This is a genomic window from Sphingobacterium multivorum, from assembly GCF_900457465.1.
Classification (GTDB): Bacteria; Bacteroidota; Bacteroidia; order Sphingobacteriales; family Sphingobacteriaceae; genus Sphingobacterium; species Sphingobacterium multivorum.
The window spans coordinates 2,067,220-2,083,146 of sequence record NZ_UAUU01000011.1 but is presented as its reverse complement, the minus strand read 5'-3'; the positions used below and the strand labels follow the sequence as shown (position 1 = coordinate 2,083,146).

At 40.5% G+C, this 15,927-nt stretch carries 15 protein-coding genes; 6 read left to right on the top strand and 9 right to left on the bottom strand.

The window, feature by feature from the left end; all coding sequences use genetic code 11:
• Positions 1 to 59: 59 nt before the first annotated feature.
• Positions 60 to 1,262, bottom strand: a complete 1,203-nt coding sequence (gene fabV / locus DTA23_RS26625; RefSeq protein ID WP_112376488.1) for an enoyl-ACP reductase FabV — start codon at positions 1,260 to 1,262, stop codon at positions 60 to 62.
• A 161-nt stretch (positions 1,263 to 1,423) separates the two neighbouring features.
• Here fabV and DTA23_RS26620 point away from each other — a divergent pair, with 161 nt between their 5' ends.
• Entirely contained in the window at positions 1,424 to 2,362 is a 939-nt protein-coding gene (locus tag DTA23_RS26620) for a DMT family transporter (protein ID WP_112376487.1), read from the top strand.
• A gap of 7 nt (positions 2,363 to 2,369) precedes the next feature.
• Here DTA23_RS26620 and DTA23_RS26615 read toward each other — a convergent pair whose 3' ends face one another.
• The 3 genes from DTA23_RS26615 to DTA23_RS26605 all read right to left on the bottom strand — a co-directional run bounded on the left by DTA23_RS26615 (position 2,370) and on the right by DTA23_RS26605 (position 5,779).
• Positions 2,370 to 4,160 (bottom strand): ABC transporter ATP-binding protein, encoded by a 1,791-nt coding sequence (locus DTA23_RS26615; RefSeq protein WP_112376486.1) that lies wholly within the window; start codon positions 4,158 to 4,160, stop codon positions 2,370 to 2,372.
• Positions 4,161 to 4,400: 240 nt separating this feature from the next.
• Entirely contained in the window at positions 4,401 to 5,195 is a 795-nt protein-coding gene (locus tag DTA23_RS26610; RefSeq protein ID WP_070568908.1) for a S1/P1 nuclease, read from the bottom strand.
• Positions 5,196 to 5,317: 122 nt separating this feature from the next.
• Positions 5,318 to 5,779, bottom strand: coding sequence for a DUF4268 domain-containing protein (locus DTA23_RS26605; protein ID WP_070568910.1), 462 nt, complete (start codon positions 5,777 to 5,779; stop codon positions 5,318 to 5,320).
• Positions 5,780 to 5,882: 103 nt separating this feature from the next.
• On the opposite strand from DTA23_RS26605, the gene DTA23_RS26600 reads away from it, so the two are divergent.
• Positions 5,883 to 6,413: a lipocalin family protein gene (locus DTA23_RS26600; protein ID WP_112376616.1), complete on the top strand. Its 531-nt coding sequence runs from the start codon at positions 5,883 to 5,885 to the stop codon at positions 6,411 to 6,413.
• Between the two features lie 18 nt (positions 6,414 to 6,431).
• Here DTA23_RS26600 and DTA23_RS26595 read toward each other — a convergent pair whose 3' ends face one another.
• Together DTA23_RS26595 and DTA23_RS26590 are read right to left on the bottom strand one after the other, a co-directional pair.
• Complete coding sequence (locus DTA23_RS26595) at positions 6,432 to 6,737, bottom strand: hypothetical protein (RefSeq protein WP_112376485.1); 306 nt, start codon at positions 6,735 to 6,737, stop codon at positions 6,432 to 6,434.
• 152 nt (positions 6,738 to 6,889) lie between these two features.
• Positions 6,890 to 8,194: an ammonium transporter gene (locus tag DTA23_RS26590; protein ID WP_112376484.1), complete on the bottom strand. Its 1,305-nt coding sequence runs from the start codon at positions 8,192 to 8,194 to the stop codon at positions 6,890 to 6,892.
• A 289-nt stretch (positions 8,195 to 8,483) separates the two neighbouring features.
• Here DTA23_RS26590 and DTA23_RS26585 point away from each other — a divergent pair, with 289 nt between their 5' ends.
• On the top strand, positions 8,484 to 9,536 hold the full coding sequence (locus DTA23_RS26585) for an outer membrane beta-barrel protein (protein ID WP_112376615.1): 1,053 nt from the start codon (positions 8,484 to 8,486) through the stop codon (positions 9,534 to 9,536).
• A 160-nt stretch (positions 9,537 to 9,696) separates the two neighbouring features.
• Here DTA23_RS26585 and DTA23_RS26580 read toward each other — a convergent pair whose 3' ends face one another.
• Together DTA23_RS26580 and DTA23_RS26575 are read right to left on the bottom strand one after the other, a co-directional pair.
• Positions 9,697 to 11,076, bottom strand: coding sequence for an OmpA family protein (locus DTA23_RS26580; protein WP_112376483.1), 1,380 nt, complete (start codon positions 11,074 to 11,076; stop codon positions 9,697 to 9,699).
• A gap of 70 nt (positions 11,077 to 11,146) precedes the next feature.
• Complete coding sequence (locus tag DTA23_RS26575; RefSeq protein ID WP_053003618.1) at positions 11,147 to 11,560, bottom strand: NUDIX hydrolase; 414 nt, start codon at positions 11,558 to 11,560, stop codon at positions 11,147 to 11,149.
• A 655-nt stretch (positions 11,561 to 12,215) separates the two neighbouring features.
• Between DTA23_RS26575 and DTA23_RS30060 the strand changes: the two genes are divergently transcribed.
• Both DTA23_RS30060 and DTA23_RS26565 read left to right on the top strand, forming a co-directional pair.
• Positions 12,216 to 12,845, top strand: coding sequence for a L,D-transpeptidase (locus tag DTA23_RS30060; protein WP_256604687.1), 630 nt, complete (start codon positions 12,216 to 12,218; stop codon positions 12,843 to 12,845).
• An 80-nt stretch (positions 12,846 to 12,925) separates the two neighbouring features.
• Positions 12,926 to 13,687 (top strand): murein L,D-transpeptidase catalytic domain family protein, encoded by a 762-nt coding sequence (locus tag DTA23_RS26565; RefSeq protein ID WP_236586050.1) that lies wholly within the window; start codon positions 12,926 to 12,928, stop codon positions 13,685 to 13,687.
• Between the two features lie 88 nt (positions 13,688 to 13,775).
• Here DTA23_RS26565 and DTA23_RS26560 read toward each other — a convergent pair whose 3' ends face one another.
• Positions 13,776 to 14,474, bottom strand: a complete 699-nt coding sequence (locus DTA23_RS26560) for a carboxylesterase family protein (protein WP_053003619.1) — start codon at positions 14,472 to 14,474, stop codon at positions 13,776 to 13,778.
• A 246-nt stretch (positions 14,475 to 14,720) separates the two neighbouring features.
• On the opposite strand from DTA23_RS26560, the gene DTA23_RS26555 reads away from it, so the two are divergent.
• A complete protein-coding gene (locus DTA23_RS26555) occupies positions 14,721 to 15,926 on the top strand; it encodes a metallophosphoesterase family protein (RefSeq protein ID WP_112376482.1) in 1,206 nt (401 codons plus the stop codon).
• Position 15,927 lies beyond the last annotated feature (1 nt).

Below are 15,927 nucleotides of genomic sequence, written 5' to 3'. Positions count from 1 at the left end.
AAAAAGAGCGGTGAATGTTTAAACATTCACCGCTCTTTTTGTAGGTATATTCGTTAAATTTAACCCTCAATACTAGGTACGCCAACAACTTCATTGGTATCAGCATTGTAATCGATACCCTCAAAATTGAAACCGAACAAATTGAAAAACTCGTTACGATAACCTTCAATATCTGAAATTTCCGCTAAATTTTCAGTTGTTGCTTTCTCCCACAATGCTGCAACTTCAGCCTGAACATCTTCACGCATTTCTAAGTCATCAACACGGATACGACCTTTTTCATCAAGCAATACTTTACCGTCAGCAGTATAAAGTCGCTCGGCAAACAAACGTTGCATTTGTTCAATTGTACCCTCGTGAATTCCTTTTTCTTTCATGACTTTGTACAATAAAGAAATGTATAAAGGAACAACAGGAATAGCTGAGCTTGATTGCGTAACCAAAGCTTTATTCACCGATACATAAGATACACCATTAATATCGCTCAAAATCGCGTTTATGGCAGGCACTGTTCCTTCTAAATCATCCTTCGCACGACCAATCGTACCATTACGGTAAATTGGATAAGTAAGTTCAGGACCTATGTAAGAATAGGCAACTGTTTTCGCTCCATCAGCTAACACACCAGCAGCTTTAAGATCTTCGATCCAAAACTTCCAGTCTTCTCCACCCATAACAGCTACAGTATTCGCAATATCTTCTTCATTTTCAACAGGCTGAATGGTAATATCTGAAATTACACCCGTATGGAAATCTACCGTTTTGTTGGTAAATGGTTCTTGTATCGGTTTCAAAACAGAAGCATGTGCTACCCCCGTTTTTGGATGCGTACGGCGTGGTGATGCCAAACTGTAAACCACTAAATCAACCTGTCCCAGATCCTTTTTAATAAGTTCAATAGTTTGTTTTTTCACTTCGTCCGAAAAAGCGTCGCCATTGATACTTTTGGCATATAATCCCGCCTCATGGGCTTCTTTCTCAAAAGCTGCGGAATTGTACCATCCGGCAGTCCCGGGCTTGCCTTCTGCCGCAGGTTTTTCAAAAAATACACCGATTGTAGCAGCTCCAGAACCAAATGCTGCAGAAATCCGAGATGCAATACCAAATCCAGTAGAAGCACCGATTACCAATACTTTCTTTGGACCATTCGCGATCTCACCTTTGGATTTCACGTATTCAATTTGATTTTTAATGTTTTGCGCAGCCCCTTGTGGATGCGAGGTTAAACAAATAAAACCTCTAGTTCTTGGTTGTATAATCATCTTGATTAATTTTCTTACTACTTGTTTTATTGATTAGGCAAAATAAGGAATTTTAAATGAGAAAATCGCGATAAAAATCAATTAGTTTTTGTTTCATTTTCATTTAAACGGACATTTGCTTACTTTCACAAAGTTAAGTATACATCGCATTCCACTTATTTATGCCAATCCAATTTACAATAAAAAAGAATAAAAAAAATGCACTTTTTTTAGGAACGCTAGCCGCCTTATTTTTTGCCAGTACCTTCGTTCTAAACCGCATTATGGCCGTGTCCGGTGGAAGCTGGCAATGGACAGCCTCCTTACGGTTTATTTGGATGCTCCCAGTCTTACTTATCATTGTTGCCATAAGAGGAAACCTCATCGATTTACTTAAAGAAATCAGATCTAACCTTTGGCAATGGCTTCTTTGGAGTACCATCGGATTCGGACTGTTCTATGCGGCGCTTACCTATGGCGCAAATTATGGCCCATCTTGGCTCGTGGCCAGCACTTTCGAATTCACCATTATAGCCGGCATGTTTATTGGTCCGTTGCTCGAAAAGAAAGGTCAGCGAAAAAGCATATCAAAAGCTTCACTCCTCTTCTCCATTCTAATTTTTTTAGGTATTCTTTTGATGCAAATTTCAGAAGCCCAGTCAACCTCCTTAAACAGCATGTTATTGGGAACCATCCCTGTATTGATCGGTTCCATTGCCTATCCCTTAGGTAACCGTAAAATGATGAAAATATCAAATAATAGGTTAGATGCTTTTCAACGCACGCTCGGGATGACGCTCTGTAGTATGCCATTTTGGATTATCCTGAGTCTATTTGGCTATTCTGATCATGGTTTACCAACTGATAGTCAGCTCTTCCAAACCTTTTTAGTGGCCATTTGTTCGGGGGTGATTGCAACACTTTTATTTTTCTCAGCTACTGATTTCGTTCATCACGATCATAAAGCCTTAGCAGCTGTAGAGGCAACACAGGCCATGGAAGTTATTTTTACGCTGCTAGGCGAAATTCTCATCTTGCAGGCGGCACTTCCAAATGTATATTCCTGTATGGGTATTGTATTGGTGGTCATTGGCATGATACTCCATAGTCGCACAAGTTAATAATCCCCTATCTTTTATCTGCTTGTAATGTTCTGCTTATTTTACTCAGGTTTAAGCTGTTGGCCATTGCCGAGAAAATATCATAATAGGTTCCTTTATGTGTGTATAGATCTTCATGTTGTCCTTTCTCCACCACCATCCCCTTTTCCATGACCACAATAGCATTGGAATCGATGATCTGGGAGATACTGTGGGAAACGATAATTACTGTACGGTCTTTCTTTATGGCATCCAAACTATTTTTAATCTGTTCGGTCGCAATGGCGTCCAAATTAGCCGTAGGCTCGTCGAGAAAAATAATCGGCGGATTTTTTAAAAACAAACGAGCTATAGCGATCCGCTGCTGCTGCCCCCCTGACAGCGATTGCGCATCTGAATCGTAACCTTTGGGCAAATCCATAATCTGCTCATGGATATAGGCCTTTTTGGCCGCTTCAATGATCTCTTCCCTGGAACTTCCCATTTTACCATATTCAATATTTTCAAAGATAGTTCCTTTAAAAATATGATTCCGTTGCAATACCATACCGATATGTCGACGGAGAAACGCTGTATCGTATTTTGCCAAGTCTACCCCATCCAAAAAAATTTGCCCACTGGTGGGTTCATAAAATTTATCCAATAAGTTGATAATCGTACTTTTCCCGGCTCCACTCAGCCCCACTAATGCCGTAATTTCATTTGGCTTGATCTCAAAATTTACATCCTTTAAAGCAACCGTCCCATTCGGATATTCAAAAAATACATTCCGTAACGCCAAATGTCCTTTTATCTGTGCCGGCTTATAATCTCCCTTTGATTCTATATACTCGTCAGATTCCAAAATTTCAAAGAAAGATTCCGAATAGACCAGGGCATCGTTTACTTCATCATAAATCCGGTGCAGCTGACGAATCGGTGCCGAAACGTTATTAAATAACATAATATGAAACATAATCGCACCAATGGTAATTTGGCCCGAGAGAACAAGATAGGCCGTTAAAACAATAATTATGACAACGGCAATCTGTTCTACGAAATTTTTAATGCTATCGTAAAAAAAACTTGTTTTTCGAGTTTCCATTTGATTCTCAGTCATTTCATATTGAATCTTTTCATGACGTTTCGCTTCTTCTGGCTCTCGAACGAAAGACTTAATTACCAGAATTGAATCGATCAAACTAATGATCCGATTATTTTTCGACTCCCGGTATTTGCGCATCTGCCTCCTAAAGCCCGTCAATCTAGAGGCTTGGGTCTGACTAATATAAAGATACAAGGGAATAACAGCCAATCCCACTAGACCTACGTATACATTAGCGTAGAACATACAGATTAATGCAATGATTGCATTGGCAAACAAAGGCAGAATATCAATAAAGAAATTTTGGACCAGACGTGTCAACGAACTGATCCCGGCATCTATCCGGGTAGCCAATTTTCCACTTTCATTGTCGCTTGAGGTATAGAAGGCTAACTTATAGGTTAAAATACGGTTTACAATGGATTGAGAAAAGTCACGTGCGATATAAATGCGAAGTTTCTCCCCGTAAAATTTCTGACCAAATTGCACAAAAGCGTAGACTATTTCTTTAATTAGTAAAATAATACTAATTATACCAACAAGATACATGCCCTTCGATAAAGGCTCCTTGGCGACCATCAGCTCATTAATTTGATCGACGGTATAACGTAAAATAAAAGCGTTTATTTGCGCCGCGAAAGACCCCACTACCGTTAATAGCAACGTATAAATAATCAGCTGACGATAAGGTTTGGCAAAGGGAACAATTTTCTTAAATAATTGTGGGATAGTCATTGAAATCGATTTAATACACAGGAAACAATTAAGCTACGGACATTGTTTAACTGAAAGCATACAATCAATTTGATCGCAACGTCGGGCTTACCTAAATTAGGAAGATATCCAAACCGTGAGGCCAGCTTCTTTGATAAGCGAATAACTTAAACGGTACTGTAAGGAATATGTCTGGCATGACACAAACAGGGCTATCCAAAATGAATAGCCCTGTTTGTGTGAAGTGATAGCCCCGCTACATTAACCAAAAATCCGATTTAACACTTTGGCAAGGCGTAAACCACCTTTGAGCATACATTGCTCCATAATATCCTTGTTTTGATAGACATAAGTGTACGATAAATTGGCGTTATTAGCTACGTCAGCATAAATCTTTTCAGCTAATTGATTTGATTCATACAACCAATTCGAGAGTTCCCCAGCCGCTAACTGCGCATTCTCTTTTTTATTGTTCACATCTAAAACAGTTGCAAACTCGGTGTAACTATACTTCTCATTATCAACCAAATCGCTATCCCATACACGATGAATATTCGATTTTTTTCCAAACCAGCTTACTTCAATCTTATTGCCTCCCTGATCCTCAGCACGGCTAACGTGCATGGGTTGATGCGCATCGCCCAAAATATGGATCAAGAAATACAGGTTTTGCTTTTGCTGATCCATTGGAAGAGTTTTATCTGCAAACGACTTCTCAATACGTAGCGCTGTCTTATAAAGATTCTCGTCGGCTGAACTTTCCAAACCCAATTGAAAATCAGCCCAGGGTAAATTCGAGTTTAAATTGATAAAATGGGAATTTCCCAGTTTTTTAAATTCAGGATTGGGATCTGATTTAATAAAATCGCCCCAGTTGGCCCAATAAGCCAGTTTCTGTTTTCCAATAATTTTCCCTATATTTTTTTTGGCTTTTTTTGTCAAATGGCGTTCCGCAATTTCGGCCACGACACGATGTCCCGTTGTACCCCACGCAAATACCGAAGAAAGCTGAAAACACATTGCCATTGCCAGCAAACCCTTAATCATTTTTTTCATTAGATTGTTGTTTTAAATGATGACGAAGTTCTTACCTGTAAAAAACGCTGTTCTCTTCACAAACTGGAGTTGAAAAGCGGAATCAAACCTGTAATAACTCATCTTACTATACTAAATGTTAATTATTTGAAAATATCGAAGGTATACTTCGCTGAGGACCAAAACTCATCCAGCGCAATTATTCGAGGCTTAAAAAAAGAAATGAGCTCAGCCCAGTCTGTCTCTTTAAAAACGCTGTAACCTGTTAAGCTTGTGTAGATCCGACAAATCGGTTTCCCATATTCGTCCGTTCCGTCCATGTCCCAAATCCACTCCTCTTCAAGAAGATCCTGCAACAACGCTTTAAACTGAAAAAATTGTTCTGCCATCAATGCCCTCAGTCCAGCATCAGGTTGTGACCACTGTATCGCAACAGTTGCCACTTTGTTATCCGCATCCATTTTGAAGTATAAATGCTTAATGCCTGTCTTGTAGTTGATCCAATTTACCTTATCCCCATCTGCAGAAGTATGTAAAGCCATAAATTGGCCAAACTTCGTCCAGAATAACTGTTTTAATTGTTTTATCTCTTCCCTTGAATACACCGATACAAATTTTAGTCAACAAAATTAGCAAAATAGCGCGGTATGTGTAAACCTTATTGGTATCAAAATTGTTGTTTTAACAATATATATTCGAAAGATGAACATGGATAAGAAAAAATCACTGTTACTGTTAGCTGGCGTCGCACTTAGCGCTGTGGCCTATAATGCCTTTAAGCCCCTCATCTCGCGACCTGACGTCGTCGATCCGTTTGACTTGGATAAATACCTTGGAAAATGGTATGAAATAGCTAGACTCGATTTTTATTGGGAAAAAGGCTTAAGTCAAGTTTCGGCAGAATACAGCAAAAATAAAAATGGTACAATACGTGTCAATAACCAAGGGTACTCCGAAGACAAAGAACGCTGGAAACAGTCTATCGGAAAAGCTAAATTTGTCAACAGCCCCAATGAAGGTGCACTTAAAGTGTCGTTCTTTGGACCGTTTTACAGTGGCTATAATATCGTAAAAATAACATCGGATTATAAATATGCACTTATTTTTGGAGACAACCTCGACTATATGTGGATTTTGGGCCGTGAAAGGGAAATTCCAGATAAAATAAGAAATGAATTTTTAACCTATGCCCTCCAATGTGGATATAAAACAGGAGATCTGGTGTGGACCAAGCACTAATCCTGTATAGATCAAACCTTAGTTAAAGATAGGGGCCAATAGCTGATAGTTTAACGTCTTGTCCTGCGAGACCACATCGGCTATTTCTTCAATATCCTCTGGGGTAATTGCATTTCTAATACCTGCATTGTAAAGGTTCGTAAGGAAAAATGCAGCTTCACGTTTTTCGTTAAGCGGCAAAATTGAACTCCCGACATAGAAATTTAATACAGATACAGCATATTCGCCAAACAGGTTAAAACCGAAATCACCATTTTTCTGGAGGCAATAACGCATCATTTTTTCAAAATCAGAACGCAAAGTATCTTTAATCTCAGTAGTCATTGAACATCTTTTTAGAGGCATAGTTGCCGAAAATAGTGTATAACAAGATACACTCTTCTCCTTGCAGGACAAAAATGCAAAAAATATCCCAAATAATGTACCGCGAAGCAGTAGATTGTTTGGGATAAATGGAGCGTTATGCTACGAATGGTTTACAATGCTTCTGCATGTTGAGAAACATCCAAGCCAAGCTCTTCATCTGTTTCTTCGACGCGCAATGGAGCGATAAGATCGGTGATCTTCAATAGTACCAATGAACCCACGAAGGCAAAAAATGACACCGCAAATAACGCGACCATATGGACAAAAAACAATTTCGTCTCGCCAAAAAATAGGCCATTGTCCACAACAAGTGGATTAACATTATGGTGAGCAAACACACCGGTAAGTACCATACCAACCATACCGCCTACCCCGTGACAAGGGAACACATCCAACGTATCGTCTATACTTGTTTTGCTTCTCAGATATACAACCAGATTACTAACCAAAGCACCAACCAAACCAATGATCATCGCATGTGGAATACTGACAAAACCAGCTGCTGGAGTAATCGCAACCAAACCAACAACGGCACCGATACACGCCCCCATTGCTGAAGGTTTTTTTCCACGTATGATATCAACAAATATCCATGCTATGGCGGCCATGGCCGATGCAGTAGTTGTGGTCGCAAAAGCATATGCTGCCAACGAATTTGCTCCACCAGCAGAACCGGCATTAAATCCAAACCAGCCAAACCACAGGAGTGCTGTACCCAATATCACATAGCTTATACGTGCGGGATTATGACTTTGCGTCTTACGTCCTTTTAAATAAATAGCAGCTGCCAACGCTGCCCAACCAGCTGACATGTGCACAACTGTACCACCGGCAAAATCAAGAACACCAAATTTTGCCAATATACCTTCTGGATGCCAAGTAGCATGTGCCAATGGCATATAAATAAAAATACTGAATAGGATAATGAATAGCATAAATGAATTGAAACGAATACGTTCCGCAAAAGCCCCAGTAATTAATGCCGGTGTGATAATCGCAAACTTCAATTGAAACATGGCAAACAAAACCAAAGGTATAGTGGGAAGCGCTCCCCAAGCAACATTCCCTAATGTACCTTTCATCATAAAAAATGTACGCGGATCACCCACAATACCACCGATATCATCGCCGAAAGCTAAACTAAAGCCAACAATGACCCAAAGGATTGTCATTAAACACATACATATAAAGCTTTGCATCATCGTTGAAATTACATTCTTCTTGCTAACCATACCGCCGTAAAAAAAGGCAAGTCCGGGTGTCATAATCAACACCAATGCAGAAGAAGTCAACAGCCAGGCCGTATCTCCCGTATCAAATTCTGTCTTGTTTAAGTCAGACAAGTCAATCGAGGGAAATACAAGTCCTAATACTCCCAAAAGAACTAGAACAATGAGTGGAATAATTTTTTTCATTTGTTTAAACTGATTAGTGTTTTCAATACATTAATAAAATTGTTAAAAAAATACAAGAACAAAACAAAAAGCTACTTTCTCTTATAATTTTTTCAAATATAAAGTCTTTTTATTAAAAAAATACCATGTTATTTTATTTTTTATGATTTTTTTACATAATTTCACGAAAACAAATACAAAAATCACAATAATCACTTTATTTTTAAACCAAAAACCAAACAAAACAAGCAAAAAAAAGATAATTTCACCCAAAAACATCAAACAAATCAAACTTAAACCAAAAAAAAACATGAAAAGACTTCTAACAACCGTCATTTTATCGACATTTCTGATAAACACAGCCACGTGCCAAGAAGAAACAAAAGAAAAAGAAATAGAAATATCCGGATCAGTAGACACCTATTGGAAATATGATTTTCAAAACAAACCCAACATCAACACCTATTTTACGGAAGACAACAATTCTGTGTCTATTGGCATGGTGGATTTGGCTGTAAAAAAGAAGTTTAAAAAAGCATCATTTGTCGGAGAATTATCTTTTGGCCCCAGAGGGCAGTATCGATCCATTATGAATGGTGATGGCCAGGCCGGCGATGACAAAAACAGTTTCCACATCCAAAATTTATATGTAGGCTATGATCTAACCGAGAAGCTCAATCTTACTGCAGGATTCATGGGAACATTTGTGGGTTTTGAAGTAATATCGCCCACATACAACTTTCATTATTCAACTTCCTATTTATTTGGCGCCGGCCCATTTCAAGACGCAGGTTTAAAAGCTACCTATAGTTTCTCAGACAAAGTAGCCTTAATGGTCGGACTATTTAACGACTGGAACGTCTATCAAGATATGAACGGAGTTTCCCATGTCGGATCACAACTGGCCTATACCCCCAATGACAAAAGCAGCTTCTATCTCAATTTTCTGACAGGATCGTCCGCTGGCGGTAAAAACAATTACAGTTCCGGGACCTTGGTCGATCTCGTTGCTAATTATGACTTCACCTCAAAATTTTTCCTTGGATTAAATGCTACAAATTATAAAAAGAGAGATGGTGGCGGTTACTCTGGAATAGCACTTTATCCAAGAATTCATTTTTCAGAAAATTTTGGCCTAGGATTACGCGAAGAGTTTTTCCAAACGCATAAAGAGGAAGAAAATGGAATCCCTAGTTCCAATATCCTCGCAACCACCTTAACAGCAGAATACAATTACCATGGATTCAAATTTATTCCCGAAATCAGAATTGACAAAGGAAATACCGAACGATTCATCAAGAACGACTTAAGCCCAACTAAATCTGCAGGACAATTTCTATTGGCCTGTGTATACAGTTTCTAAAGAGCATTCCATTACACCAAAGAAAAGGGCAGGTTACACTGCAATGCCCCCAAAAGCGAGACACTTTCTGGGGGCATTTTTATGAGAAAAAACATAGTTTGGAATTCAAACTTAGCCTTGTCGATCGGATCGTTCAAGGCTATTGTTCAGCAAAAAACACTTACCGTACACTTATCGAAACATGCCGATCCATAATACGATCGGATTCGGGCCCATCTGCCTTATACTTGGCAAACTGTGAACCGTACCCCTCTGCACCGATTACCTGTTTGGAAAGCTGCTCTTTACCCAGGTAATCCTTTACAGCTGTTGCGCGCTCAAGCGATAACTTTTTATTAAAATCCTCATTACCTGTTTTGTCGGTATAACCACCGATCTTAATATTGGCTGCAGGAAAAGCCTTTAATATCGCCGCAAGATTACGCAGTTGCACCTGGCTTTCAGGCAACACCTCGGCTGTACCTGTTTTGAAATTCAGGTTATCGAAATCAAACCAGGTATTTTTCAGGGAATCCTCACCGATCGACTTATAATCGGATTTTAGAAATTGGACCAACTGATCTTCTATCCCGCCTTTAAATGCAGCAAGTTTGACACCATCTGGCAAGATGACCTCCGTCTGCTCGCGCTCCACTAAACTGGAACCTGTTTTCATGGTACTTGAATCCACCATTGCACTGTTCACACTGGTGTCGGTAGCACCGTCTTGCTTACTGCCGCTGCAGCCTTTTCCAAATAAAAACCAGAGTAGAGCCAATATAACCAAGGCGATTAAAATCTTCCACCAACCGCCACCGGACCCGCTTCTGGAACTGTTTTCAGCTATCGCTGCCCGCGACTCTCCTGTTCTCGGCAATGACAAAGGCTCTTTATGTGCTTCCAACTTATTTGCCGGATTAATGGAGCTTGACTTATGACTATCGACCTCCTTGACAACATCAACAGGAACTGCAGGTTCAGTCACCGACTCCAAAGGTGGAGAAAAATGCGCCCCATCGAAAAGCTTTCCAAAGGCACCTAAACCTAAACCCGCTGGCACAGCAGCAGCAAAAGCTGTTTTATTTTCCTGCAAAACATGACCGATACGTTCAAAATCCCAATTTTGTCCCTTATTTGTTAAACTGGAGAATATCGCTGGCAGAGAAAAATTCATTAATTTCCCAATGGAACTACCATCATAGCCCAAATAACCGGCAACGGTACTCAAAACGGTATCCAGGCCACTACCAAATATTGATCCCAGTAGCCCAGCCGAATTCTCACCTTCCACCGCACGATCCCCTGCAGACTCATCCGCGTTTGTCACACCGCCGAGAAGTCCTTTGAGATCGAAATCCGCGAAATGCTGCTTGGCCTTTTCAAGTATTGCCGAAATTCCACCGGAATCGGAATGTTGGCTTAAACCTAAAAACAAGGCGGGAATTGTTGCATTCAACCCCTGCTTCACCCCCTCTTTATCCTGGTTTAAAACTTGCCCTATCTGAGCGACCGCTTCTTCGTCAAAAAAGTCCTTCGCCCCTTTTAAAAGCTGATTTTCCATAATCTTCGTTTATTTTTAGTTTTTATAAAACTCTAACAAACAAAGGTTTAATTTGTTTACTCAATACGATTTACTGATCAAAATCACCCGAAAGCCATTTCGGAAGAACAAACTCGGATGCCAAATGAGCCCATCGGTAGTTCTGCCAATTAGCTTTACTGATCCACAGCACTTCGTCCAGCTCTTCGTAAGCCTCAAATGCATGACGCTCTGCCAGTTTAATTAAATAGATATAGCCCACGACAACCGTATTAAGCTCATTTACGGCTTGCGTACTGTGGCTTCCGATAAACCGTATTTCCATCCCGCCCACGTCATACTGAAGCTCCTCCTTGAGTTCGCGAATTAAGGTCTCCTCACGGCTTTCTTCCGGAGCTACCTTCCCGCCGGGCAGCTGAAAATAGCTAGAACCTTTTTTACGAACCATCAGCAAATCTCCTTCCGGGGCAAGCATCACCCCCGAGCAAATAACAATTTTGTCCATATCACTTATTTCACACTGATTATTTCAGACCACAAAACTAACTTTTTATCCATCATCAAAGAAATATATCCCCAGCATTCAAGACAGCTCTTTACAACCAAATTTCACACCAAGTGAACGTCATAACCTCGAAAATCTGTTAGGGTTCACAAAACGAATATTAAAGGTTTAACGGTAATTCTTTTTCTTTCAACTGCAATAAAATTGCAAATAATAAACTAATTATCTAAGTTTAAGGTATAAAACGATAATCTATACATCCATATATGAATCGAAGATTAACCTGTTTCATACTAAGCATGTTGTTTCTATTGCCGGGATGCCGGCAAGATAAGAAAAACACAACAAAGACCAATCAGCAAACTGAACAGCGAAAACCTACACCTCCTAAAGAGCAGGTTGAGAAGAAAAAAGTATTTACGGCTGAGGATATTATCCTAAAAAAAGAGCTGCTTTACAACAAATACACCCTGGAGGACAGTTATCCCTATAAAGATACCACGCGAGGTTTTCAATGGGATAAAATCAAGGAACGCCTGGCCTTTATCGAAAATTTTCAACAGTCTCCATCGCTGTACGGCGTTCTACAAATTATCAAAATGAAAAGGGCGAAGCGCCAACAATCCAGAATTATAAGCGGGACTCTTATAAACGCGTGTCCGACAGTTTCAATGTCGAACGCTATCAAGCGGCACCCCTCTACGATCTTAACAGCGCGAAGGCCGTTCGTTACGGTCGGGACGGCTGGCTCGTTCGCGTACAAGGCCCCGAAAGCATCGCACGGATTCCGATTGAGGGTATTTCATTCGAAGGGAAATATACCGTACCCAAAAGATATCTTCGCATCATTAGCGATACCGTACAGTTCAACATTATCAATGTTGTCGATGTGAAGAACCAAAATATCTGCACCTTGGAGAAGGTCGGTAACGAATGGCTTGTCCGAAGCATGAACCCCGTGACGAGTGGCCGGCACAAACCTCCCCATGCCCAGGAAACACCGACAGGCCTCTTTGTGGTCCAGGAACACAAATCCAAGATGTTTTACTATGAAGACGGTACCAAAACTTATGCCGGATTCGCCCCCTATGCTACCCGATTTACCGCTGGGGCCTATATACATGGGGTTCCAGTTAACAATCCCAACGGCAGCATCATTGAATATAGTGAGAGTCTGGGCACAATACCCAAGTCCCACATGTGCGTCAGAAATGCGTCATCTCACGCTCAATTTGTCTATAAACGGTCAAAAGACCTCGCTTCGCTGGTTGTTGTTATTGATTAACAATATTTAACATTCTGTAATCAAATATGTATTATCTTTAATCATTAATTTTGTAAACATCTACACAGAAAAGGAGAAGAATGGGAAATACGTTTATGTTTCTTTTGATGGCACTTAATACAGCACTGTCCTCACAAGAAGAATTAAAAACAACAGATCAACAAACCACCAGCACTCATCGTATCAATGTCGAACGTCAACATACCGAAGTTGACTCATTGTATGATGAAATGAATCTAGGCAAAGTATTAAAATACGAAGCGTTTCGTCAAGCAATGGAAGGCAGAAAAGAACTTCCGATCCACAACAAGGACATCATGACCGTCATCGATTTTTCATTGGCATCAACGGAAAAGAGGCTTGTGGTACTCGATCTTGCGCACAAAAAAGTACTATTCAACACGCTGGTCGCACATGGAAAAAATAGCGGTGAAAACTATGCCGTCAATTTTTCAAATCAACAGGAATCACTTAAAAGTTCTTTAGGATTCTTTACAACAGAAAACACCTACAATGGCGAGAACGGCTACTCTTTGGTTTTAAATGGTCTTGAAGAGGGGATAAATGACAATGCAAAAGCACGATATGTTGTGATGCATGGCGCCGACTACTGTAGCACAGGAACAATAGCAAGTTTAGGCAGACTTGGCAAAAGCTACGGCTGCCCCGCGGTTCCAAGAGAGTTTGCAGGTCCAATCATTAACACAATCAAAGATGGAACGTTGTTGTTTATTTACGCTGACAACTCCGAATACCTCGCAAAAACACGTTTGATCCATCAACCTAATATATTAATGGCTCAATTTCAAAAAAGACAGTCCGCCTTTGATCACGAAGGATAACAACAAAAAAGCCTGATAGAAATATTTCATCAGGCTTTTTTATGTTGTAAATCACTGTCCGACAGAGCACCTTCGCATTCACGTTAAGCTAAGATTTATGCTTTTTCTTAAATTTCAACATCCAATTGTAAATTGCATCGTCATGAAACAGTCGTTCCACGCTTCCGTGTGTGCCCCCTTTTATTACATTTAAGCTCACATTTGCTTCCGGATCCTCTCTTTTTATCGCATTCATAATTTTTCGGGATTCCGAAATTGGCACAGCACGATCAGCAGTACCATGATGAAGCCATATCGGCACCTGCGTCAGGTTAGATGCATACTGACTCGATCCACCACCACATATTGCAACGGCAGCAGCCACCCTTTCAGGATATTTGCCAGCCACATCCATTGTGCCATAGCCTCCCATACTCATGCCGCAAACGTAAATACGATCGGGGTCGGCATTGTAATGTTCAATAACATAGTCAACAATTTCGATCACTTTGTCTGGATCCCATCCTCCCCGGGACTGTGGTGCAACAATTATCCCAGGTACATCCTGCCCTTTATTGATGGCATACAATACACCGTAACGCTTTACACGGTCTAAATTTGTCCCGGACAAACTTCTTCCGTGCAAAAACACAAACACAGGCTGCTTTTCAGATTCCAATGAATCCGGTGCAGCATCTTTCAATAGAAAGGGATAAGCAGTCTCCCCTTTTATAGCGTGTATCTCCTGCGCATTTACGCGCATCAACAGCATAAAGAAAAAACAGATATACAGGTAAATTTTTCGCATACTTCTTGTCTATGACTATCTAGCTTAATTTTGGAGCACTAAAAATACAATTAAATGACTTTTATGGTATGCATTTAACATGTTTTAACACTTCGATTTCGTGAACATAGCCATTCAAAGAAAAGAAAGGCCTCATTCCTTATTAGCACAAATTGATCATTTGAAAGATTCCATCCAATTATAATTGCATTTCATGCCAAAATTATCTTAGTTTGTAACATTGTCGCAAAATATCCAAGCTCTCACATGAAAATATTGCATACCGCCGATTGGCATTTAGGAAAAAGATTGGACAGTTTTTCCCGGATAGATGAACAAGTACTGGTCATGGACGAAATCGTTCATATCGCAGATCGGGAAAACGTGGATCTGGTGATCATCGCAGGAGATCTGTTCGATGCCTTCAATCCAGGTGTGGAAGCCATTGAGTTATTTTACCGAACCATCAAGCGTCTTACAAAGAATGGCATGCGCCCTGTAATAGCAATCGCAGGCAATCACGATTCACCTCATTTGATTGATGCACCCGATCCTTTGGCAAGAGCGTCGGGGATCATCTTAATCGGGCATCCTCATGCTGTGGTCACTCCTTTCGCAACAGAGGGTTTCACCGTGTTACAGTCAGATACAGGCTTCATCGAATTAAGCTTGCCGCAATTTGACGACCCGATTCGTATTCTTCACACAGCCTATGCCAATGAAATACGCTTAAAACAGTATCTAGGCGAAGAGAAAGAAAGTAAATTGAATGAAGTGTTAGCGGCAAATTGGCAAAAAATAGCCAATACCTATTGCGATGATAAAGGCGTCAATATATTGACGGCACATCTTTACATGAATAAATTGGGCAGTCCACTTTTAGAGGAGCCAGATGGCGAAAAACCGGTCAAAATTGGTAATGCAGACTTAATCTATTCAGAGGCCATCCCGCCGCAGGTCCAATACACGGCATTAGGGCATATCCATGGTTATAAAAATATCGGTTCGGCTGAGAAACCGGTAATTTATGCATCTTCGCCCCTATGTTATAGCTTTTCGGAGGCTGGGCAAACTAAATACGTTGCGCTGGTGAATGTATCGGCCGGCGAACAAGCAATTGTCGAGCGCATTCCATTGACTCAGGGCAAACCGCTGGTCCGAAAATCATTCGACGATATTGAGCAGTGTATATCTTGGTTGTCTGAAAACCCCAATGCATTGGTGGAGCTCACGCTGAAATCGGAGACCTTCTTAAAAGCCGAGGACCGCAAGCGAATCTATCAGAGCCATTCGGGAATAATCTACCTCATTCCGCTCATTAAGCAGGATGAGCAAGAGCTGCTTGAAGCCAAAGAAATTAATCTTACACAAGACATGTCGACTTTATTCAACGATTATTTTAAATCCAAGAACGGCAACCAGGCACCCAATGATGACATCCTCGATCTTTTTCGCGAAATCCTAAACTCATAAT